Here is a 21212-nt window from a genome sequence, read left to right as displayed (position 1 = left end):
GAATCAGTCCAACCTTGAATTGGCAACGAACAAATGGCTCTGACGCGGTTAATGCATCCCGTAAGACTGCATCCGTTATCCGTCCACTCCACGAGAACTTCATAGTCCGTTGGCTCTTGAAAATCCGTGTCAGCATCACGTCCTTCTCTAACCTACCTATCTTACTTTCCTTTCAAATCATCGCCTCGATCAGGTCGCCTATCCGCTGGGCGGCCTCCGTGGCGTCGGAATCATCCAGATGCGCATAGCGGGCGGTACTCTTGATACTGCTGTGGCCGAGCAGCTTGCCGATCATCGGCAGCGTCTCGCACATCCCGGCCCCCCGACTGGCGAAGCTGTGGCGGATGTCATGAAGGCGTATCAAGCCTAGCCCAGCTTCCTTGCGGACGGTGGTCCAGAGAAAGCTGAGGTTGATCGCGCCTCCGGTGGTCGGGCTGCGGAACACAAGGTCCGCTCCCTTCCCCCGCTCCAGCTGGTCAAGGATCGCGCGGGCATCTTCGCCCAGCCAGACGGTACGCGGGCCTGTCTTGCTATCGGTCAACTTCAACCGATGACCCTTGACCTCGCCCCATGTGAGATTGATGATTTCCGATAAGCGGCACCCGGTCAGCAACAGCAAATAGACCGCCGCCGTGTGGATTGGCCTTTCCACCTTTTGCCGGTCCAGCACTTTGCCCAGCCGCTCGAATTCCGCTTGGGTCAAATGCCGTTCGATCTTCCGGCCCTTATATCTCCGGATCGATCGGCAGGGATTGGACCCCGGTGGGCGTGCGCCCCATTCCTCCGCCCTGTTGAGCATGGCCCTGAGAATATCAAGCGTGCGATTGGCCGCGCCTGGTCCCGCATTGTCGGCAACAGCAGCGTACCACGCCGTTACGTCTGCCGTGTCGATCGCATCGATCGTCTTTCCAGCAAAAGCGCCGTCGAGGTGATAGCTACGATATTTGTCGTGCGCGACGCGCGTCGAGGGCTTCCACGAGGGCGAGGCCTGCTGCCAATATCGCTCAAGGAAGCGATCGAAGGGCGGGAGCGAGCGGGTGCGCTTGCGCTGCTCGGCCGGATTCTCTCCGACCTGAGCGCGCAGAATGACACGGCGGGCCACGTCGAGGGCGACATGCTCGGAAATAAATGCCGCATTACAAATGGTGACGGTACGGACCACGCCCTGCATCCGCACCTGCACGACGTAGACCCTCTTGCCGGATCGATATATCCGGACGCCAAAGCCCGGTTGCTTGGCCGACCAGCGCATGAAGCGAGGGCGGCTGTGGGCGGCGAGATCACCGCGATCGACAATGCCGACCGCAGCAAGCTCCCGCGCGAGGATCGCGCGCAACGAAACCGCGTTCATGGCCGCAGCCCCAAGGCTGCGGCGATCGAACCGGAAACGCGGGCGGCGGCGTCGGCAATGGCCGTGTCCGCCAGATGGGCATAGCGAACCGTCGTTTCTGGCAGGGCATGCCCGAGAAGCTTCCCCACGCGCATCAGGGACATGCCATCCGTGATGCCCACGGACGCGAAACTATGGCGCAGATCGTGAAGGCGAACATCGGGAATGGCGGCGCGTCGCCTGATGTCCTCCCACACATAGGGGAGAACATGCACCTTGGCATCCAACATCGGCAAGACCGGGCCTTCCCCCTCCCCTTTCCTCGCATCAAGGATCGCCAGCGCCTGCCGGTTCAGATAAAGGCGCTTCGGACCGGTTTTGCTGTCTGGCAGATTGGCGTAGGGCGGATCGAGCCATTCGCGGCGCAGAGTGGTTATTTCCGACTTTCTCGCGCCCGTGAAAATCAGCAGGCGGATCGCGGCCACAGCCTCGACATTATCGGATTCAAACTCGGTCAGGACGGCCCAAAGGCGCCGATACTCCCTGCTGGTCAGGAAGCGTTCCGGGAGCTGACGCTTGTAACGCGGCACCCCCTTGCAGGGATTGGAGTCCTTCGGCCGGTAGCCCAGCTTTTCGGCATAGCCGAGCATGGCGGCAAGGACGGGGAGGTCGCGATTGAAGATGCCCTGCCGGTCAACCAGGCTATCGCGCCATGCAAAGACATCGGCTCGGGTGATGGTTCCGATGTGACGACGGCCGAACCAGGGGAGCAACGTCCTGTCGATCGCCTGCCGGTTGCGAACCTGGGTAGAGGGCTTCCAATGGCTGGAATAGTCCCGCCAGAATTCCGCAACATAGGCATCGAACCAGGGATCGGCGCGCACAGTACGGGGCTTGCGGACGGGAAGGCCATCCAAAGCGTTCTCGGCCAGCAAGGCTCGAGCCTCCTGGCGGGCTTCCGTGGCGGGCAGCTTTGCCGGGTCGCCAAGGGTGATACGGCGGGAAACGCGCCGCTGCCGCAGTTGCACGATCCAGCGTTTGCGCCCCGATTTATACACGCGCAGGCCGAAACCGGGCAATTCGCTGTCCCAATGTATGCCTGCTTCGAGGGTCGAGCGACGGGCGAGATTTCCATCCGTAAGCATATGGCCACCTTTGCTCTTCGCGAACCGCTTCGATTCGCTGGCAAAAGGCTGAAAATCCGTAAGCAAACAGCCTTCAGCAGAGCCGGATGTTAGGGCTAACGCCCGGCTTTCGGAAAGTAAGCGGGGCAAATTTCCGGGCAGGGGGACTGGACAAGGTTGGTTTGGCGTGATTCACACTGCCGATGACTTCGGGCAACGACATTGGCGGTACAAGAGGCGAGGAGGATATTCGTCGGGTTGTTGCTGCGCTGGTTGAGCGTTGCGACCGTCTGGAAGCGACGAACCAGGATCTGCTGATCGAGAGGGCGGCTGACAAGCTGGAGATCCAGGCATTACGGGACGAGATTGCGCGATTGAAGGGCGATCCGCCGCGTCCCCGCTTCAAGTCGAAGCCATCGGGGATGGAGAAGTCGACGTCACCGACACCGGGGAAGAAGCGGAGCAAGCGGAGGCGTGGGGCGGTGCAATCGAAGCTCACCGTCAGCCGGGATGTGACGCTGAAAGCGGCAGTTCCTGATGGCTCACGTTTCAAGGGTTACGAAGACGTCTTGGTGCAGGATCTTCGGCTTGAAGTTGACGTCATCCGCTATCGTCGCGAGATTTGGCGGGGTCCTGATGGTAAGCGGATCGCAGCAGAGTTGCCGGCGGGCATTTTGGGAGGCTTTGGCCCCGAGCTACGGCGCTTTATCACGGCGGGTCATTTCCAAGGTCAGATCACCAGCGAACGGCTGTGCTCGATGTTGAACGGGATGGGTTTGGCCATTTCCAAACGCCAGGTCGTACGACTGCTCAGCCGTGGGCTCGACGATCTGGTTGCCGAAGATCGGGCGATTTTAGCCACGGGGATTTCCACGGCGCAATGGATCAATGTCGACGACACTTCCGCTCCGCATGCTCGCAAGAATGGGTATGTCACCCATCTTGGGGATCGGCGCTTCGCGGTGTTTCGCAGCAGCTTTTCCAAATCGCGGCGCAATTTTCTCAATCTTCTTCAGGCGGGCATCAGCCATTTTGTCGTCAACGACGAAGCGCTAGCCAAAATGCGCGAGATGAACCTCGCGTCCGAACCGATTGCCGTGCTGGAAGCCCACGAAGCCAAGCATTTTGAGAGCCCCGAGGCGTGGCAGGCGCATCTTTGCGCGCTGGGCTTTGACAAGTTGAGCGTCACGCCCGATCCCACCAAGGTCGCGACCGAAGGCGCGCTATGGGGCGCCCTTTGCGAACAAGGTCTGCTCGGCGACACAGCTATCGTCTCCGATGGCGCCGGTCAGTTCCGCGTCGGCAGCAACCATGCGTTGTGCTGGGTACATGCAGAAAGGCTGGTCCACAAACTCCATCCCCGCTCGAAGAAAGATCGTGAAGCGCTCGAACTCATCCGCACGTTGATCTGGTGGTTCTACGCCGATCTCAAAGCCTGGCAAAAGCATCCGGATCCCAAACGGGGCCGTGCCCTCAGGGTTCGTTTTGACCGGATCTTTGCCCGCAAAACCGGCTTTGTGATGCTCGATCGGCAATTGGCACGCCTCTACCGCCAGAAAAACGATCTCCTGCGCGTTCTGACACGTCCCGAAATCCCGTTGCATACCAACGGTTCGGAAAACGATATCCGCAGCTTTGTCACCAAGCGCAAAATTTCCGGTGGCACCGTTAGCGAACAAGGACGGATCGCTCGCGACATCATGCTCGGCCTGATCAAAACCTGTGCCAAGCTTGGCGTCTCCTTCTACCAATTCCTCGGTGATCGCTTCGCCGTTCCCGGCGCGCCATCCGTTCCATGGCTGCCGGACCTCGTCAGCGCCGCTCCCGCCTGACCGCCCGGGAGTTTGCCCCGCTTACTTTCGGAAATCTCTATATCATTGTTTTTCTTGTTATTTTCTATCTTCTTAGGCACCGTGGTGCGTGGGGTGTGCTGTCAATAGGCAGCGGTTTTGGGGACGTTGGAGGCGGTCAGAAACTGGCCGTTCATGGCACGAAAACCCTTTTCTAGTAGGGGTTTAGCCGCGCGTGAGCGTAAGCGGGGCAAATTTCCGGGCAGGGGGACTGGACAAGGTTGGTTTGGCGTGATTCACACTGCCGATGACTTCGGGCAACGACATTGGCGGTACAAGAGGCGAGGAGGATATTCGTCGGGTTGTTGCTGCGCTGGTTGAGCGTTGCGACCGTCTGGAAGCGACGAACCAGGATCTGCTGATCGAGAGGGCGGCTGACAAGCTGGAGATCCAGGCATTACGGGACGAGATTGCGCGATTGAAGGGCGATCCGCCGCGTCCCCGCTTCAAGTCGAAGCCATCGGGGATGGAGAAGTCGACGTCACCGACACCGGGGAAGAAGCGGAGCAAGCGGAGGCGTGGGGCGGTGCAATCGAAGCTCACCGTCAGCCGGGATGTGACGCTGAAAGCGGCAGTTCCTGATGGCTCACGTTTCAAGGGTTACGAAGACGTCTTGGTGCAGGATCTTCGGCTTGAAGTTGACGTCATCCGCTATCGTCGCGAGATTTGGCGGGGTCCTGATGGTAAGCGGATCGCAGCAGAGTTGCCGGCGGGCATTTTGGGAGGCTTTGGCCCCGAGCTACGGCGCTTTATCACGGCGGGTCATTTCCAAGGTCAGATCACCAGCGAACGGCTGTGCTCGATGTTGAACGGGATGGGTTTGGCCATTTCCAAACGCCAGGTCGTACGACTGCTCAGCCGTGGGCTCGACGATCTGGTTGCCGAAGATCGGGCGATTTTAGCCACGGGGATTTCCACGGCGCAATGGATCAATGTCGACGACACTTCCGCTCCGCATGCTCGCAAGAATGGGTATGTCACCCATCTTGGGGATCGGCGCTTCGCGGTGTTTCGCAGCAGCTTTTCCAAATCGCGGCGCAATTTTCTCAATCTTCTTCAGGCGGGCATCAGCCATTTTGTCGTCAACGACGAAGCGCTAGCCAAAATGCGCGAGATGAACCTCGCGTCCGAACCGATTGCCGTGCTGGAAGCCCACGAAGCCAAGCATTTTGAGAGCCCCGAGGCGTGGCAGGCGCATCTTTGCGCGCTGGGCTTTGACAAGTTGAGCGTCACGCCCGATCCCACCAAGGTCGCGACCGAAGGCGCGCTATGGGGCGCCCTTTGCGAACAAGGTCTGCTCGGCGACACAGCTATCGTCTCCGATGGCGCCGGTCAGTTCCGCGTCGGCAGCAACCATGCGTTGTGCTGGGTACATGCAGAAAGGCTGGTCCACAAACTCCATCCCCGCTCGAAGAAAGATCGTGAAGCGCTCGAACTCATCCGCACGTTGATCTGGTGGTTCTACGCCGATCTCAAAGCCTGGCAAAAGCATCCGGATCCCAAACGGGGCCGTGCCCTCAGGGTTCGTTTTGACCGGATCTTTGCCCGCAAAACCGGCTTTGTGATGCTCGATCGGCAATTGGCACGCCTCTACCGCCAGAAAAACGATCTCCTGCGCGTTCTGACACGTCCCGAAATCCCGTTGCATACCAACGGTTCGGAAAACGATATCCGCAGCTTTGTCACCAAGCGCAAAATTTCCGGTGGCACCGTTAGCGAACAAGGACGGATCGCTCGCGACATCATGCTCGGCCTGATCAAAACCTGTGCCAAGCTTGGCGTCTCCTTCTACCAATTCCTCGGTGATCGCTTCGCCGTTCCCGGCGCGCCATCCGTTCCATGGCTGCCGGACCTCGTCAGCGCCGCTCCCGCCTGACCGCCCGGGAGTTTGCCCCGCTTACCGCGTGAGCGCGCACGACCCGTCTTCTCGGCGTCGGCCGGAAATCCATTTTGTTCTTTCTTTGGACCGCATTGGGGACCAAATAGCCATCACGACACCCCGAACTGTCGAAGCCTTTACACGTCCGAAAAACGCGCAAAGAGAATGCCAGAATCTTTACACATCCCGTTAGCGGCGTAAGCTCAGAACTGGTTGAAAATCGACCCCATCCCGGGACTGAAAAGCCGGTCATAGGCCTTCAGCAAAAGCTCCGTCCGTCATACCCGCAATATAGTCGCAAATGACCCTGGGAACGTCCTCCCCTCCCGCACCAGCGTGCGCTGTTCGGAGGGCAAAAGCGTCTCGGGTTCAGAGGCCAACGCCTCGAAGACCGAGACCACCATTTTCTACCCCTAGAACTCCAGTTGCTGCAAACCGGCGCTCTGAAACAGCCTCCTTCAGGGCACTCATGAACCGTGCCGGTCCCACCTGCATCGCGGCCCTGTTGCGGATAAACGGCTCCTCAAATTCCGCCAGTGTGTCGATCCGGCAATGGGTGATCAGGTGGTGGACCATGCGGCTGATGCAGCACTTGCGTTCCCCCCCCTTCGCCGAAGAGGGTTGCGACCATTTTCTCGTACACATTATTCTCGGACTCGCCGGGATATTTCTGCTTGAGCTCGGTCAGGAAGGAGGCGCATTTCTCCTCGGGCACCAGCGACCGGAATGCCTCCTCGCGGATGAGCAAGAACGCCAGTGCGTCCTCAAGATCAGGGACGCCAAACCGATGTCATCGGCCACCTCCATGATGCTGCAATCGAACGATTTATGAAGGGCCTTGTGGTGCTTGTCGGTCTGCGTTTTCAGCGCGACGAACGCCGCTCGGTCGGCGCTGGAAAGAGGCGCCAATATCCATTGCACAACCTGCGCCTCGGTATTGAGATAGCAACTGGGCGGCTTCGATGCCGCGCGGCAGGTGATGCTGATCGCGGTGGGCTTGAGGTTGAGCCGGGGAGCGCAGGCAGGGTTAAACGCCTGGGAGAAAGAAACGGGATATTTGAGGATGCCGAGCAGGGTCCGGCGCATGAGATTGGCCCCTGCCCCGGCCGGGAAATTTTCGAGGCTGGAGAGGATGCGCAAGGTCTGGCCGTTTCCCTCGAAGCCGCCCGCGTCGCGCATGCAATAATTGAGCGCGACTTCCTCGCCACGCCCGAAGGGCGGATGCCCAGATCATGGGTCATTCCGGCCACCTGGATCAGGCTATGATCGGTAGATGCGGGATGGCCGGATGGTCGGAAAAGTCCTGCCTGAACGGACGGGTTATGCCGCCCGCTATCTGGGCGACCTCCAGTGAATGGGTCAACCGCATCCGATAGAAATCGCTGTCGCCCAGATTGAGAATCTGGGTCTTGCCTTGCAGGCGCCGAGGGGACGCGGAATGGATGACGCGGGCATAGTCGATGTCCGCCACTGCGGTGATCCTCCGTCTACGCTTGCAACCTTTCCTGCAGTGTGTACCAGTTCATTCCTCGTCCGACCTCATCTGAAATCAACCCGTCACGCATCCCGCCCAGCCGAAACCGGCTGTCCATAATCAGCGCCGGCAAGGCCGTTGATCGGCCTTCGCACGAGCTAGGATATAGCGGGTCACAGGGGGCGCCGATAGAGTACACAAACGGTCTGTGCGAAGCGGGCAGCGCCGCTTTCCACGATCGCGCACAGTGACGTTCCGCCTGAAAGTGGGCGGCGCCGTTGCGCCGCCCAGATCGCTCAGAAGAAATCCAGCTTGTCGGCGATGATCTCGCAGCCATAGCGGGTCTTGCCATCGCGATCTTCCCAGATCGAATAATGGAGGGAACCGCTGATTGTGGAGCGGCGTGCAAAATTGACCCCCTTAGCGGGGTGATCGGCGTCTAAAATTGGCTCTGACGCAATTTTGATGACGGAGATCATGTCGCAGCCGCGATCAGTCTGGCCTCCAGGAGGTCAAGCTTGGCTCGGCCGTACATCTGCCGCTTGACGAGCTTGAGCTTGGTGATCTGGCCTTCGGTCTGCCCGTTTGACCAGTTCGAGGCGATCGCGGCCCGAACGGCGTCGATGTCCTTGGTCATGCCGCGGGCGAAGGAGTTCACCAGGCTTTGACGCGCTCTTTCGAGCCAGGCATCGAGAGAGGAGGCCGCTTTCTTCCGCAGCATGACATGGAAGGCGTCGGTGATGTCGCGTGCCTCGACGAGTTCGGGGACGGATTCCTCGATCGCCGCGACGGTGATCGTTTCAGCTCTCGAAAGAGCTTCGCGCTCTACCATCATCAGCCGCGCGATGGTTCGAGCTGACGGAACCCGGTGCAATCCCTCCGCTTTTTCCGCCCGCCGCTTCCGCGTTGCCCATTCGGTCACTACCCGAAGCGAGCCCCCGAAGCCCTGCTGTCGCATCTGCCGCCAAAGCTGTGCAGCGTTGCGCTGGCCACCAGCCCATTCCGCATCGAGCCAAGGCAACCAGGCTTCAAGGGAGTTTTCCCGAGTACGGAAGATATCGGTCCGCTGACCACGCAACACAGCCCGCACATAACCTCGGCTGCGCCCGGTCCGGCGAACGATCTCCTTGATACCGAGCCCAGATTTTGCCTGCTTCAAAATGATTTCGTTGTTTTCCTGTCGGCGAAGATAGCCCTCATATTGCAAGCGTTCCGCCGCCGTGAGCAGGTCCGGATTAACGATGGTCGTGCCGATCGCCGTACGGATTTCGCGCATCGAGCAGCGAACCGCATCGAGAAAGGCGTGGCTGGCATTTTCCATCAGATGCCAACGATCAGCCACTTGCTGGGCGTGGGGAAGGGCCTGGGCGGCGGCTAACGCATATCCACCTCCGCGGTCCCGGGCGACGACCTCAATCTGCTGTTGTCCCACGAGCCAGCCGCGTGCGGTGGCAGGCTCGCGATCGGGGAGCAAACGGATCGGCCTACGCCGTTCGAGATCGCAGATAATTGTGCCGTAACGCTGATTGCGCCGCCATGCCCAATCATCAATGCCGACCACCGTGGGTGCAGCATGTTCAGGACGGCCACGGCGACGGATCGACCGCAGCAGCGTATCCTTGCTGACGGGCGCCATCAGCCGATTGGCAAAACGAGCGCCGGGCCGACCGCCAAGTGCCAAGCCGAGATGAAAGACCAGCAAACCGAGCCTACTGGTTCGGCGCGCCCAAGGTTCCACAACCTCGGTGTCGAAGCGCTCGGCGAAAATACGTCTGGCACAGTTTGCTGTCCGACAGCGGAATCTCCGCGCATTGAGAACCAGACGAACGGATCGGCCGGCCAGCGGAAGGTCACCCAACCGCCGGGAATAATGGCTATGCACCGCCGCCGCCTTAACGTCGCAGCTTGGGCACCGAGAATATGGCTTTGCTGAACGAACCGCGATTTCCATCACCGCTCCAGCATTGTCGACCTGTTCTACCACCAGGCCCGCTGGCACCAACGCTCCATTACGCAATCGACGAGGCATGCTGCTGATCCTCCTTGGAAAATCAACCAAACCCTACCTGCCAATTGCATCAAATATGAGTCAGAGCCAACTTTGCGCGCCGGTTGACACGCTGATCGCGACGACGGCGCCTTTTGCGCGCGTCGCGGCGGCCCGGCCCATGCCGTTGAAGCAGGTGACCTTGTGGAATTCGGTGGTCTTGGAGGTGTAGCCGGTGGCCTCGTCAACGTAGGTCTTACCGTCCTTGAGCTTCACCCGGTCGGTGGCCACGATAAGGGTGGTGACGTTGTTGCGGATTTCGGGATCCTTGGCGACGCGGCCGGTCAGGTTGACGACGTTCATGATACTGTCTCCTTCGTTGGTTCCGGCAGCCTTCCCGCCGGTGACACCGAATGAGCGGCGTGCGGTGGCGGATCACACCGGAGCGCAGCGCAGGGGAACCCCTGGAGGGTGCTGGCGCGGGCCGCCGCGCAGCGGCAACACGGGCGCCCGGAAGGGGTTGTGATCAGCGAGCGTCTCGCCGCAGGTGTCACGTCAAAGGCGGAAAGGCTGCTAGAACCAATGGAGACTCAAGACTGATCGCGGGCGATCAAGCTGACCGGCTTTCTAAGGTGCCCAGGTCAAATTCATCGACCTCACATTTGCCCGCTCAACCCCCACAGGGAAGATAAAGGAACTGCAGCCAGGCGATCGCCGCTGGGGATAATCTCGCCGCTATCATACAGCAGCGAAGCGGTCACCCTACGCCTCCGCCAGCGTGCCCAAACCCCCAAAAATCGCCCGATCCCACTGTCGCCGATGCGTTGGTCTCGATACCCGCAATCATGGCGTCGTCGCGCTTCAGCACGATGTCCAAGTCCCCCATTTTCTGGTCACGGAAATGGTCAGGCGTCGGCCGTTGATCGCTGCCGTTATGAGCTTCTTGACATACGAAAAATGCTGTCGTGCGCCGCACTCAATGGGAGCAAAAAGTGGGGTGAATAAGAATTATGTTAATAGCAATACCACAACTGTCCCTGTAGGCAGTGTTATTGTCGTTTTCCGGAGATCGCAAGACTCTGACTGAATCTGGCTGCAATTACCCGAGTTCGCGAGACAAAAATTACCCAAGATCGGTAGACTTTTACCTCAGATCGCAAGACCCCAATAACACCAGATTTTCGCCTGAAATGTGCCAGGGAAGAGTATACCGCACGATCATGGGTGTCATCAAGCGGCAGAGTCAATCACGTCACAGAACGTGATATGCTCCTTTAATCCATAACCATTTGCTCGTTGAGGGCATAGCGTGGATGGTCCGCTAGACAACGCTAAGGCGGAACAATGCAAGAACCGGGATACGAGGGCCGTCAACGCCGGAGTTCAATCAGTCCCAGTTCTTCCCACATCCATGTGAAGTCATAGGTCGCCATGGGATCGGCGACGCCTGTTTTTGCTGCACCGCTTTCAATATATTTGAGCCAATCCGCCACTTTTCCACGCCCCGCCTTGGTGCCGGCCAAAGCGCGTGGGGTCTTGTGGCCAAGGGCCGGGACCGGTTCATCGAGCGTTTTTGCATATTCCCGTGTCAGCATGTCGTGGACAATCCGCTCCAACTCGTGGGGTGGGATATCCAGCGCTTCGCTCTGCGGGCCGCCTTTGGCCTCCTCAGCCATAAGCTGGGCCAGCGTTCGGATTTCGGTCATGGGTGCATCGAGACAATCGCCTAGCCATTCACGCATCTGCTCTATCGCTCGTTCTGCGCGGGCGGCGCTGTTCACTTCGATGATCAGTTTGCGTTCTGTCAGTTCCACATTGGCAAAGACCGGCGTGCCGTCATCCATGGTTGTGACGAGGGCCTGTTTACCTTTAGTCTCTTGCGGCTTCCTGCTCTGTGCCGCCGGTGCCAACCAGTTCCAAAAACTGTCGTTGGCTGGTTCGAGCCAAGGTGCCGCGTTCAGCCTTCGGACCACGCTCTTGCCGATCACGCCCTTTGCCAGCGGGAAGACGATCCGATGGAATACGATGTCATCGCCATCGGCATTGACCAGTTCCGGCTCAGAACCGGGCGCGGCCTGGCCCAAGCTGTCCAGCAGCCAGATATTGGTGAACATCGGCGCAGAGGCACGCAGCAGTGCATCTCGATCGGACACATCAAATTCGTCATCGTCCGCCGGTTCGGTGAACAGCCTATCGAACGCATCAACGAGTTGAGCGGCTCCATCCGCGCTGAATGACAACAGCGCACCGGAAATGCCGTAGCGCCCGTTAACCTCGACAACCCGCGCGGCGATCCTGTCCCAGTTAACAAGGGTCCGGGTTGCACTGCGTTCCTGCACGGTCACCGGGGCGGTGTCGCGCAACAGATCGCGCAGGGTCATAGACTGGCCGGGTATGACTTCGCTGACTTCATAGAGCGACATGACCGCATGGCGCAGGGCACGCATATAGGCCTTGTTTGGCGCCTTTTCATTCCACCCACGCCGCTTGAGATAGTCATCGACCAGATTGTGGCCGTCCGGTTCCCATTCCTGCGCGAGCAGATCCTCGAAGGCGCAGCCCCATAGCGACCCTTCCCAATGGTCGCCGATGATGTCGAATATGCCGTCAGGCTCAAGGCCCGTCGCCTCGCATGCCGGGCCAAAATGCGCGGACAGCATTTCGTCCATCGCCTCGTCCCAAGGCGCACGGCCCGCATATTTGATCAGGCCGGAAAGATCGTGGGTGGATTTCGTGCTGGACATTCAGGCAGGCCTTTCTACGCCGAGGCGACGCATTTCGCGGTAGATGGTAGATCGCCCTATGCCGAGTTGCCTGGCAGCTTCCGCTGGCGAGACCCTTATATGAGGAGGGTCAAGAGGCTTAGTCAGGGCGACATGAACTAACTCCTTCGCATTGTTGCTTTGGATCCAGGTTATGAGCTCGTTTGCATGACGCGGCTCGTTGCCGAACCCGGTCCACCTTATATACGGTCAGCTGCGTAAGGAGCTGCACCAAGATTCCGCTTGCGGCGGATAAGAGCTCAAGGTCGACGATACCATTCTGGACGAGCGGCGGTTGAGGCCATGGGTCTCCTCGGTTCGTCTGCCCTGCATCCACCAGGACCGATCCTGTCCTGGAAGATTTCTACATTCGTTGCCTCGATTTGTTTTGTTTACGCTGGCCGCACGATAGCGCCCTCGATTACGACACCGGCGTTGACGTACTTCCATAAGGCCACCAGCAACTTTCGCGCGAGTGCGACGATGGCCGTTTTCTTCATGCGGCCACCGTTCTGCGCTACCCGGGTGTTGAACCAGATGGTCAGCGCCGAGTTTGGCTGATGTCGTAGCCATAGCCATGCCAGCTGAATGAGGGCAGTGCGTAATCTTGGGTTGCCCGCCTTGGAGACCCCCTGATCATGATCGACCTTCCCGCTTTGCCAGTGAGAGGGCGCGAGTCCTGCATAGGCTGCAACCTGCCGGCGATTATCGAATGGCCGGGACAATCCCTCCAGCCAGAGCACTGACGCCGTTTGCGCGCCGATCCCGTTCAGCTCGAGCAGCATGGCAGGGATCGATGGGATCGGCGTTGGCGGTTTTCCTTGAGCGGGATTGTCTGCTTCAGTTGTAGCTGTGACTCTGGCCCGTGCTGCCGCGAGCAAAGCATCCCGTTCCTGCTCGCACGCCTTAATCTGCTCCATCACAAGTTCGAGACGGTCGAGCTCGCGACTGATTTGCGCTTTCAGATGCGCCTGAAGCGGTCGCCCATCACCGGTTGCGAGTTCGTCCAGTCGTTTGCGACGATCGCGGCGAATGGGTTCATAACCCTGGACACCCTGCCCGAAGAGCAGGCCTTTGATCCGGTTGATGTGGCGGGTGCGTTCATTGGTCAAAGATTTGCGCTCGCGCGAGACGCGGCGGCAGTCTTCCTCTTCCGGCGTCGGTGCCCGCACCATGGCACACACACGCTGCTCGCCGCGCTTGTAGGCGAGAAGGGTACGTACCAACATCTCGCCATCGATCCGGTCAGTCTTGACGCGACGCTTGCGTCGCGGGACCGCGACCGAAGCCGGATCAACGATATGGCTTTCGACGTCTGCAGCTTCCAGCACGCGATGGATCCAGAAGCCATCCAGCCCTGCTTCCTGGATGACGATGAGCGGATAGTGGTTCCCGGTGCGGGCCTCGGTCTTGCGCTGCAACTCGGCAAATCGCCCGAACATCGCGGTAACATCACCGCCACCCACCGTGAATTTCGACAGCTTCTCGCCACTGCCCGGTGACAACGAGGTGATCAGCCATTTCGACTGGCTCAGTTCCAAAGACACGAAAATGGCGTTAAGGTCGACGCGAACAGCGGACGGCGCTTCGGAACGATGGGCTGCAATGGACATGCCTGTCTCCAGAATGGTTTTCTAGCGATAACAGTCTGCCAAAGCGCCGTCCGCTGTTCACCTCCTCATAGACACTGGTAAGGTCCTCGACTTTGTGTCCGTCAGTCGCCTTCGCAAGAGTGGCCTGATCGGCAGAATGTTGCTGCATCCCGAGAAGTTCGCGACAGTGCGCCAGCTTTTCCTTGCGGTAGCGATTACCCAGGAAGCCATAATAGCGGATCCGCTGGAATTCCTGGGGCAGGACATGGATGAGGAAGCGCCGGATGAACTCATCGGCATCCAGCGTCATGACCTTGCGCTGATTGCCGTTGCGATAGTCCTTCCAGGAAAAGCGAACCTTGCCATCCTCAATGTCGATCAGCCGATTGTTAGAAATGGCGATGCGATGGGTGTACCGTCCGAGATAATTCAGCGCCCGTTCCGGACCGCCAAAGGGTGGTTTGGAGTAGACGATCCAGTTGATACGGCGAACCGAGCCAAGGTACCGTTTGAACGCACCGGCGTCGGGAGGTGCTCCAGTGACGAGAAAAACTTCAGCTTCCCGGTCCGGAACGCCTTTTCCAGAGCTTCAAGAAAGAGGCGACGGAACAACCGGCCGAGGACCCGGACGGGTAGGAAAAAGCGCGGCCGGCAAGAAATCCAGCGGTCCCCATCGGGCGATATCCCGCCACCCGGGATGGCGCAGTGAATGTGGGGATGATGCCCGAGATTTTGCCCCCATGTATGAAGGATCGCGAAGAATCCGATCTCTGCCCCAAGATACTTCGGGTCGGCGGCGATCGTCCGCAGGGTTTCGGCCGTTACACGGAAAAGGATATTATACACGACATCAGCATTCTGAAAGGCGATGGCGGCAATCTCGTTCGGGATGGTGAATACGACGTGGAAATATTGGGTATCGAGTAGCTCGGCACGGCGATCCTCGACCCACTCGGCCCGGGCCAGCGATTGGCATTTTGGGCAATTGCGCGACCGACAGCTGTTGTAACAGATACGCTGTGCGCCACATTGATCGCATTGCTCAACATGGCCACCCAGTGCCGCAGTGCGACAGAGTTCGATCGCGCTCATTGCGGCGCGCTGGGCGGTCCACATGGACGCACCATGCCGATCGCGCCAGCCAGCGCCATAGCGGCGGAAGATATCCGCCACTTCGGGACCCGAGTGGCCCATCGCTCGTTCGCTCAGAAGGGTTCTGGAGCGCGTGGCGGAGGAGCAAGCGGCACTGGATGCGGTAGCAGTTCCAGCGGACTTGTCGTGGAGCAGACTTTGTTGGTAGCGATACGGAGATACTGGGCTGTCGTGGCCAGGGAGCGATGACCAAGCAGGAGCTGGATGGTTCGCACGTCTGTTCCGGCCTCCAGTAAATGAACCGCAAAGGCATGTCTCCTATCTCTTCGGAGAAATAGGAGGCACTATATTCCCATACTGATTATGTCGGGTAGCGCTGTCCGAACGGCGGCACATTGGGCATTTCGGCGCATCCGTGGACATACCACGCGACATAATTTCTTGAGCTACAGACTGATGAGGAAACCGAGCAAACGATCTACCGGCCGATAACGACCCAGTTTTGCGTCGTGAGGTAATGTCTTTGGCCACGCTGTTGGTGGAAGGCGATCAATATTATGTCTCTGGAAAGCCATAAGAATCGACGGATTTACGTGGGATATGGGAAATTACCCGACATAATCAGTATGGGAACATAGTGTCTCAGAGAATGTGGAGTAACCTGTTTGGTTATACCAGACCGCTTATGCGCTTTTCCGCAGGCGTCGCCAACAGCGTCGCGCGTGATTGGTCGACCATCAATTTCGCCAGGGAACAACCATTCCTTGGGTCTGGCAACAGGCCAGTAGCTGGTCAGGATATCGAGCAACCGCTCGGACAGCATGACATAGCGGTCCTTCTGGCCCTTGCCCTGTTCTACCCTCAGCACCATGCGCTGCCGGTCGATGGCGCCGCGACACTTCAGGTGTGTGGCCTCAGAGATCCGCAGTCCTGCCGCATAGCAGGTGGTCAGGATCGTGCGGCAGCTTGAGGCTTTCCACACAGCCGAGGAAATGAAGAACTTCTTCGGAGCTGAGGACGACTGGCAACTGCTTCGGTACGTTGGGGCACGGAATGTCACGTTCAAAATCCCAATCGCGACCAAGCGTTGTCCGATAAAGAAACCGAAGCGAGGCAACCGCCACCTGAACCGACTTAGGCGCCAGTTGCTTCTCGTTGACCAGATAGACCTGATAGGAACGGACATCCTCTTGATCCAAGAGTTCCGGCGATTTGTGAAAATGACGGGCAAAGAGCGAAACCTGGCGAAGATACGATTCTTGCGTGTTCGCACACAGGTTGCGGATCTGCATATCTTCCATCATGCGGAGACGAAGCGGGGCCATCGGGCGCTGCAGCGACCCCGGTCGCCAGGCACATCGACAACCTGCGAACTGGAGCGAAATAGCGCTCCGTTCTTGTTCAACTTTGGTGTAACAAAATATCGGGGGCCCCGATTTCCTAGTCGTGAAGCAGTAAGGGAGAGGCGCTCTGATGGTCAGCGCCTGTTCAGTCCTCCCTGCTCCCGACCGATGAGAAAGTTCATGCGGGCAACGGCAATTGGTTTTTTGGACTCCGGCTGCCAAGCAGTCGCCTCTACATTGGCGATGCGTGTGCCAAGCCGGATGACATCGCCCCGGGCAATTGTTTTCGTCAGCATTCCGCCCTTGCGGAAGTCGATTGTGACGTTGATAGGTTTTACCCGGATCGTGCCGGGTTCACCGATCGCTTCGTACAGTGCGACAAACGCAGCCAGCTCGAGCAAACCAGAAATCGCTCCACCATGAAGAAAGCCCGGCCGACCAGTTACATGGGGGCCGGCAGCCATGATCACACGATGCCGTCCTTGTTCTAGCTCGAGAACAGCCTGCAATCGTTCGGCATAGGGGGGAAGCCTCACAGCGTTGCTCCGTCGAGGAACATGAATGTGCCCGCGACGTGCGCTACAGGATCGGCAACGTCGCCCTGATGCGCAACCCCTCTCACAAATGCGATGCTGCGGGTGAGACGGTAACATTCCCCTCGCCCGAAAACGGGCTGTCTTGGCAAGGCTGGACGCATATAGTCCACCCGCAGATCGAGTGTGGCCTGATTGGTGAAATCACCTTTCCGTATCCAGACGGCAAAACTCGTCGCAAGGTCCATCATCGTAATAATCGGCCCCGAAGCCAGAATGCCTTCGTCCCAGTCCGCTGTCAGCCCGATGTCGTAATCAAGGACAAGCTCCGCCCAGTCACCACCATGGGCCGCATACCGCAAGCCGATCGTGGCGTTATGGCCTCGGGCGAGTCGCTCTTCAATCGCGCGCTGATCGATCATTGCGTTACTATAACCTTCCTGCGGCTTCGAGTGATATGCCTTATCCGCACCGGCTCCTGCGCCCTACCCCGTTCGATGGACCTCAATCTTGCGTTTGCACTGCTACGGCCCGCAGGAAAGCTTGCCTCGCTTGCAAGCGCAGCCAATATTGGTGGATGGGCTCGCTCAGCTGATCAAACAGACCGGTGAATTGGGACAACATGATCGCATATCCTACGGATATATCAGCCATGGTGAACGCGGGGCCAGCAGCATAATCTCCAAGCTTCAGAAACGCCTCAATCCCGCGCGCGCGCGCCAGGAACCAGCGGGAATAGTCTTCGACCACCTGTTTGCTGCGGCGGTCTTCGGGCTCAAAGCGGCCATAGCGCAGAACGACCGCCTGTGGAAAAGTGAGGGTCGCTTCCCCGAAATGAAGATAGTTGAGGAACGCGCCAAAATTTGAAGCCTGAGGATCAGGAACCAAGCCCTCAGATGAGTACTTTGCTCCCAGATAGTGGCAGATAGCGGCAGACTCGGTCATTCGCACATCCACATCGACAAAGAGCGGAACCGTCCCGAGCGGGTTCTCCTCGAGATAGGCGGGACTGGTCAGTCGCGGTGGGAACTCCAGAAGCTCGAGGTCATACGGAATCCCTACCTCCTCCAGCGCCCAAAGAACGCGGAAGGAGCGGGAATTCGCGCTATGGTAGAGTTTTGGCCTGTCCCTCATCAAAAGCTGAACCGGATAGGAAGGCTTTTCAGCCCGCTGACAAAGGTAGACTCGATATAGGTGGGGTCACCCGCCAGTTCGACATGTTTCAGGCGAGGAAGCAATTCGGCATAAAATGCGCGGATTTCCATGGTAGCCAGGAATTTCCCGAGACAGAAATGCGGGCCATAGCCGAAGGCGAGGTGCGCGGGGTTGCTCTTGCGGTCGACGCGAAATTGATCACCGTCCGGGAAAACGGATTCGTCTCGGCACGCAGAAGCGTAGCACAGCATGATAGCCTCGCCAGCCGCGATGGTCGTGCCGTGCCAGGTGACGTCCTGCTGTGGAGTGCGCATGAAGTGCTTCACCGGCGCTGTCCATCGGACAAACTCCTCAGCCGCGGAGTTCAGAAGCCCCAGATCGGCTCGAAGCATACCGAGCTGATCGGGGAATTGCAGGAGACCCAGCAAGCCTCCTCCGATGGATGCAGCCGTCGTGTCATGGCCCGCTGTCGATGCAATGACATAGTAGGACGTCATCTCGCGTTCAGCCATGGGACAGCCGTTGATCACGCCATTAGCGATCGTGGAAATGATGTCATCCTTCGGATTCTTGCGTCGATCCTCAGTCAGGGTCCGATAATAATCGCCAAATTCAGCAAAAACGTCGCGCACGCCGCCAGGTGCGGAGGCGGGCCTTTCGCCGTCCTGCGTCTTAAGATCCTTGTCGGCGGGGCTGAACAGGCGCTGCGTCAAACGAAGAACCTGGGCTTCATCCTCTTTTGGCACCCCCATGAGGGTCATGACCACCCGAAGGGGAAACCAATAAGCGATGTCGGCCGAGAAGTCGCACGCGTCGCCGAGATCCTCCATGCGATCGACGAACTCTTTCGCGATCGCCGCGATCTGCGGTTCAAACTTCCGAAGATTTTTCGGACCGAACCAGTCCATCGTGACGCCGCGATGTGCGCGGTGATAAGGGCCGTCCATATGGGTCAACGGCTTGACGCCGTTGCGGTCTCCATATTTGGCCTCGTAGATGGCTTCAACTTTCTCGGGAAGCAGGACAGTCCGGTCACCAGCTGCGTAGGTCGCGGGATCACGCTCGACCGCCATGATGTCGTCATGGCGGGTCATGACCCAAAATGGACGGTAGCCGCGCGGCTCTGCCTTCACCACCGGGGCATCTCGCCTCAGCCGGGCGTAAAGATCATAGACCTCATCCGGCTTTGAGAAGGTCGATGCGCGCGCCAATGATTCGGGGGTGAGAGGCTCGATCATGAATGTGTCTCGCAGAATGTTACGTGTAAGTTGAGGTTACTGAGCTGCTCTTCGATACGCTCGCAAAGCGCGCGATCCGCTGCGTCACCGCTAATCTCCACGGCGAGGCAACCCTTCTCGTCGCAGACGACCTTCCAGATCAGGCGATCGGGGATCACGGCCTCGGCAAACCGGCTTTCAACTGCGACGCTGGCAGCCAGACGGCGCAATTCCGGTTTGAAAACCTTGCGCATCGCGGTTCGAGGAAGTTCGTCCAATGAAAAGATACGCACCGGGGTCCCAGCGCGTTCTGGAAGGCGTTCCTGGCAAAAGGCACGCAGCCCAGCCTCGTCAAGCCGTGCGCCCTCGGCAAGTTGCACGAACGCCACCGGCAATTCTCCAACCCGCGCATCTGGCATTCCAACCGCAGCGGCGTCGACGATATCGGGATGGTCCAGAAGTGTCTCTTCAATCGGGGCAGGATCGATATTGTGACCGCCGCGAATGATCAGGTCCTTTTCGCGACCCGTGATCCAAAGATACCCGTCGGTGTCGAAGTGCCCAAGATCGCCTGCATCGATCCATCGCGCGCCCGAGATTCCAGAGATGAACTTACCTGCGTCCTGCGCGGAATCGACATAGCCTTGAAATACCGCTGGCCCGGAGACCGCGATGTTGCCCGTTTCGCCCGCTTCGCATTCCCGCACGAAGCGACCGGCTTCGTCGAGCATTACGACCTTCACATCATATAATGGCGCTACGATCCCGCCGCTCCCGGGTCTCGGCGGCAACGCGGTTGGGTTGACGCAGCAGAAACCCGCTGTCTCGGTCATGCCATAGCCTTCGTAGATGCCATGGCCGAAAATTCTCTCATAGGTGCGGCACAGACTGGATGGCAGCTTGCTGGCACCCGCGATGAAATAGCGAATGCTGGTCTCCCCGCCCGTGTACGTCTTGAGCAGGTCGGAGAACACAGTGGGCACCGATATGAACTGGGTGAGCCCGTATTTCTCGGCCAGCGCCCAGAAATTCACTGCCAGCTCTGCCGTTCTGAACCCGGCAGCCGTCAATATCACCAGCGTTTGCCCGAGTATCAAAGTCCGGGTCGAGGCAATAACGCCACCACCGACATGAAACATGGGCAAGCCCAACGGCACCACATGCTCGGCATCGGCGCTGCTTGCCAGAGCGCTGCTATAGGCTCCCACCAACAGATTGCAATTCGACAATCGCGCCACTTTAGGGGTGCCCGTCGTTCCGCCTGTCGGGAAATATGCCGCGATATCGTCAAGGCCCGGTTCGCGTCCAAGATATTTTTCGGCTGGAGCAGATGCCGATGCGCGAAGGAGGTCGATGGCATCACCATCGCCGCCGCTGCCCAGCGTCAGGTGCAAAACGAGATCAGGATTGGTTGCCATCAAAGTGCGGGCCAGTTGATAACTGCCACACGGGCTGCCGTGTCCCGCGGACATGATAGCGCGTGCGCCAACAGCTCGTGCGATTTCGGCGATGGCACTCAGATCGAGGAAGGGATTGACCGGCACGACCGCGCCCAGAAGCTGGGCAGTCCAAAACCCCGTCAGACCCGCAAGTCCGTTGGGTGCGATATACAAGATTCTGTCGCCCTGCAGCAGGCCTCGCCCGAGCAGATAGTTCGCCGCTCGTACGATTGAACTATGCAGTTCTCTGTAGGTGACCGTAACCGCCATCGCATGGAGCTGTGCGCTGGGAAGGTCGATGACAGCCTGCTTGTCGGGATAGAGCTCCGCTTTCCTTCGGATCGCATCATAAACGCTGACACCCGGCAAATCGGCAGTCCCAATCTCTGCGAACGCCGCTCTGATTTCTTCCGCTGTAGAGGCTCCCGCCATTCA

At 58.9% G+C, this 21212-nt stretch carries 18 protein-coding genes and 4 pseudogenes; 2 read left to right on the top strand and 20 right to left on the bottom strand.

Annotated elements, in window-relative coordinates:
* Positions 1-172 precede the first annotated feature (172 nt).
* Positions 173-1351, bottom strand: a complete 1179-nt coding sequence (locus HUK73_RS16420) for a site-specific integrase (protein WP_176593113.1) — start codon at positions 1349-1351, stop codon at positions 173-175.
* A complete protein-coding gene (locus HUK73_RS16415; RefSeq protein WP_176593112.1) occupies positions 1348-2475 on the bottom strand; it encodes a site-specific integrase in 1128 nt (375 codons plus the stop codon). The genes HUK73_RS16420 and HUK73_RS16415 overlap by 4 nt, the downstream gene beginning before the upstream one ends.
* Positions 2476-2657: 182 nt before the next feature.
* Here HUK73_RS16415 and HUK73_RS16410 point away from each other — a divergent pair, with 182 nt between their 5' ends.
* A complete protein-coding gene (locus tag HUK73_RS16410) occupies positions 2658-4286 on the top strand; it encodes a transposase (RefSeq protein WP_218036409.1) in 1629 nt (542 codons plus the stop codon).
* 265 nt (positions 4287-4551) lie between these two features.
* Positions 4552-6180, top strand: coding sequence for a transposase (locus HUK73_RS16405; RefSeq protein WP_218036409.1), 1629 nt, complete (start codon positions 4552-4554; stop codon positions 6178-6180).
* A gap of 252 nt (positions 6181-6432) precedes the next feature.
* Here the strand turns inward: HUK73_RS16405 and HUK73_RS27220 are convergent.
* The 18 genes and pseudogenes from HUK73_RS27220 to HUK73_RS16330 all read right to left on the bottom strand — a co-directional run.
* Positions 6433-6492 (bottom strand): annotated as a pseudogene (locus HUK73_RS27220) (hypothetical protein); the annotation flags it as partial.
* Positions 6493-6867: 375 nt separating this feature from the next.
* Positions 6868-7362, bottom strand: a complete 495-nt coding sequence (locus HUK73_RS26835; RefSeq protein ID WP_255326393.1) for a hypothetical protein — start codon at positions 7360-7362, stop codon at positions 6868-6870.
* Between the two features lie 76 nt (positions 7363-7438).
* Positions 7439-7654: a hypothetical protein gene (locus HUK73_RS26830; protein ID WP_255326392.1), complete on the bottom strand. Its 216-nt coding sequence runs from the start codon at positions 7652-7654 to the stop codon at positions 7439-7441.
* A 299-nt stretch (positions 7655-7953) separates the two neighbouring features.
* Positions 7954-8136, bottom strand: a complete 183-nt coding sequence (locus HUK73_RS27215) for a single-stranded DNA-binding protein (protein WP_369805538.1) — start codon at positions 8134-8136, stop codon at positions 7954-7956.
* Positions 8133-9686: an ISL3 family transposase gene (locus HUK73_RS16390; RefSeq protein WP_176591545.1), complete on the bottom strand. Its 1554-nt coding sequence runs from the start codon at positions 9684-9686 to the stop codon at positions 8133-8135. The genes HUK73_RS27215 and HUK73_RS16390 overlap by 4 nt, the downstream gene beginning before the upstream one ends.
* A 60-nt stretch (positions 9687-9746) precedes the next feature.
* A complete protein-coding gene (locus HUK73_RS16385) occupies positions 9747-10007 on the bottom strand; it encodes a single-stranded DNA-binding protein (protein ID WP_176593111.1) in 261 nt (86 codons plus the stop codon).
* A 1007-nt stretch (positions 10008-11014) separates the two neighbouring features.
* The gene (locus HUK73_RS16380) at positions 11015-12388 is read right to left on the bottom strand and encodes a hypothetical protein (RefSeq protein WP_176593110.1); all 1374 of its coding nucleotides are present in this window, start codon (positions 12386-12388) and stop codon (positions 11015-11017) included.
* Positions 12389-12484: pseudogene (locus tag HUK73_RS16375) on the bottom strand (helix-turn-helix domain-containing protein); the annotation flags it as partial.
* Positions 12485-12798: 314 nt separating this feature from the next.
* Positions 12799-14019 (bottom strand): IS110 family transposase, encoded by a 1221-nt coding sequence (locus tag HUK73_RS16370; RefSeq protein WP_176593109.1) that lies wholly within the window; start codon positions 14017-14019, stop codon positions 12799-12801.
* A gap of 151 nt (positions 14020-14170) precedes the next feature.
* Positions 14171-15192 (bottom strand): annotated as a pseudogene (locus tag HUK73_RS16365) (IS91 family transposase); the annotation flags it as partial.
* Positions 15193-15203: 11 nt separating this feature from the next.
* Positions 15204-15395, bottom strand: a pseudogene (locus HUK73_RS16360) (tyrosine-type recombinase/integrase); the annotation flags it as partial.
* 284 nt (positions 15396-15679) lie between these two features.
* Entirely contained in the window at positions 15680-16072 is a 393-nt protein-coding gene (locus tag HUK73_RS27210; protein ID WP_218036627.1) for a tyrosine-type recombinase/integrase, read from the bottom strand.
* The gene (locus tag HUK73_RS26530) at positions 16005-16394 is read right to left on the bottom strand and encodes a site-specific integrase (protein WP_255326407.1); all 390 of its coding nucleotides are present in this window, start codon (positions 16392-16394) and stop codon (positions 16005-16007) included. Before HUK73_RS26530 ends, HUK73_RS27210 begins: the two co-directional genes overlap by 68 nt.
* Before the next feature lie 173 nt (positions 16395-16567).
* Complete coding sequence (locus HUK73_RS16350; protein ID WP_369805536.1) at positions 16568-16969, bottom strand: PaaI family thioesterase; 402 nt, start codon at positions 16967-16969, stop codon at positions 16568-16570.
* Complete coding sequence (locus HUK73_RS16345; protein ID WP_176593108.1) at positions 16966-17388, bottom strand: PaaI family thioesterase; 423 nt, start codon at positions 17386-17388, stop codon at positions 16966-16968. Before HUK73_RS16345 ends, HUK73_RS16350 begins: the two co-directional genes overlap by 4 nt.
* Positions 17389-17470: 82 nt before the next feature.
* Positions 17471-18100, bottom strand: coding sequence for a glutathione S-transferase family protein (locus HUK73_RS16340; RefSeq protein WP_176593107.1), 630 nt, complete (start codon positions 18098-18100; stop codon positions 17471-17473).
* The gene (locus HUK73_RS16335) at positions 18100-19359 is read right to left on the bottom strand and encodes a cytochrome P450 (protein ID WP_176593106.1); all 1260 of its coding nucleotides are present in this window, start codon (positions 19357-19359) and stop codon (positions 18100-18102) included. The genes HUK73_RS16340 and HUK73_RS16335 overlap by 1 nt, the downstream gene beginning before the upstream one ends.
* Entirely contained in the window at positions 19356-21209 is a 1854-nt protein-coding gene (locus HUK73_RS16330; protein WP_176593105.1) for an AMP-binding protein, read from the bottom strand. The genes HUK73_RS16335 and HUK73_RS16330 overlap by 4 nt, the downstream gene beginning before the upstream one ends.
* Between the last annotated feature and the right edge of the window lie 3 nt (positions 21210-21212).

This window comes from Sphingobium sp. EM0848, from assembly GCF_013375555.1.
Taxonomy (GTDB): Bacteria; Pseudomonadota; Alphaproteobacteria; order Sphingomonadales; family Sphingomonadaceae; genus Sphingobium.
This window is presented reverse-complemented; position numbering and strand designations above follow the sequence as displayed.

Excerpts from the sequence above, each read along its gene's own strand:
- HUK73_RS26530 (WP_255326407.1), bottom strand. The coding sequence starts at position 16,394 with ATGATGGAAGATATGCAGATCCGCAACCTGTGTGCGAACACGCAAGAA.
- HUK73_RS16420 (WP_176593113.1), bottom strand. The coding sequence starts at position 1,351 with ATGAACGCGGTTTCGTTGCGCGCGATCCTCGCGCGGGAGCTTGCTGCG.
- HUK73_RS16345 (WP_176593108.1), bottom strand. The coding sequence starts at position 17,388 with ATGATCGATCAGCGCGCGATTGAAGAGCGACTCGCCCGAGGCCATAAC.
- HUK73_RS16405 (WP_218036409.1), top strand. The coding sequence starts at position 4,552 with ATGACTTCGGGCAACGACATTGGCGGTACAAGAGGCGAGGAGGATATT.
- HUK73_RS16410 (WP_218036409.1), top strand. The coding sequence starts at position 2,658 with ATGACTTCGGGCAACGACATTGGCGGTACAAGAGGCGAGGAGGATATT.
- HUK73_RS16380 (WP_176593110.1), bottom strand. The coding sequence starts at position 12,388 with ATGTCCAGCACGAAATCCACCCACGATCTTTCCGGCCTGATCAAATAT.
- HUK73_RS16330 (WP_176593105.1), bottom strand. The coding sequence starts at position 21,209 with ATGGCGGGAGCCTCTACAGCGGAAGAAATCAGAGCGGCGTTCGCAGAG.
- HUK73_RS16340 (WP_176593107.1), bottom strand. The coding sequence starts at position 18,100 with ATGAGGGACAGGCCAAAACTCTACCATAGCGCGAATTCCCGCTCCTTC.
- HUK73_RS16415 (WP_176593112.1), bottom strand. The coding sequence starts at position 2,475 with ATGCTTACGGATGGAAATCTCGCCCGTCGCTCGACCCTCGAAGCAGGC.
- HUK73_RS26835 (WP_255326393.1), bottom strand. The coding sequence starts at position 7,362 with ATGCGCGACGCGGGCGGCTTCGAGGGAAACGGCCAGACCTTGCGCATC.
- HUK73_RS16370 (WP_176593109.1), bottom strand. The coding sequence starts at position 14,019 with ATGTCCATTGCAGCCCATCGTTCCGAAGCGCCGTCCGCTGTTCGCGTC.
- HUK73_RS16335 (WP_176593106.1), bottom strand. The coding sequence starts at position 19,359 with ATGATCGAGCCTCTCACCCCCGAATCATTGGCGCGCGCATCGACCTTC.
- HUK73_RS16385 (WP_176593111.1), bottom strand. The coding sequence starts at position 10,007 with ATGAACGTCGTCAACCTGACCGGCCGCGTCGCCAAGGATCCCGAAATC.
- HUK73_RS27215 (WP_369805538.1), bottom strand. The coding sequence starts at position 8,136 with ATGATCTCCGTCATCAAAATTGCGTCAGAGCCAATTTTAGACGCCGAT.
- HUK73_RS16390 (WP_176591545.1), bottom strand. The coding sequence starts at position 9,686 with ATGCCTCGTCGATTGCGTAATGGAGCGTTGGTGCCAGCGGGCCTGGTG.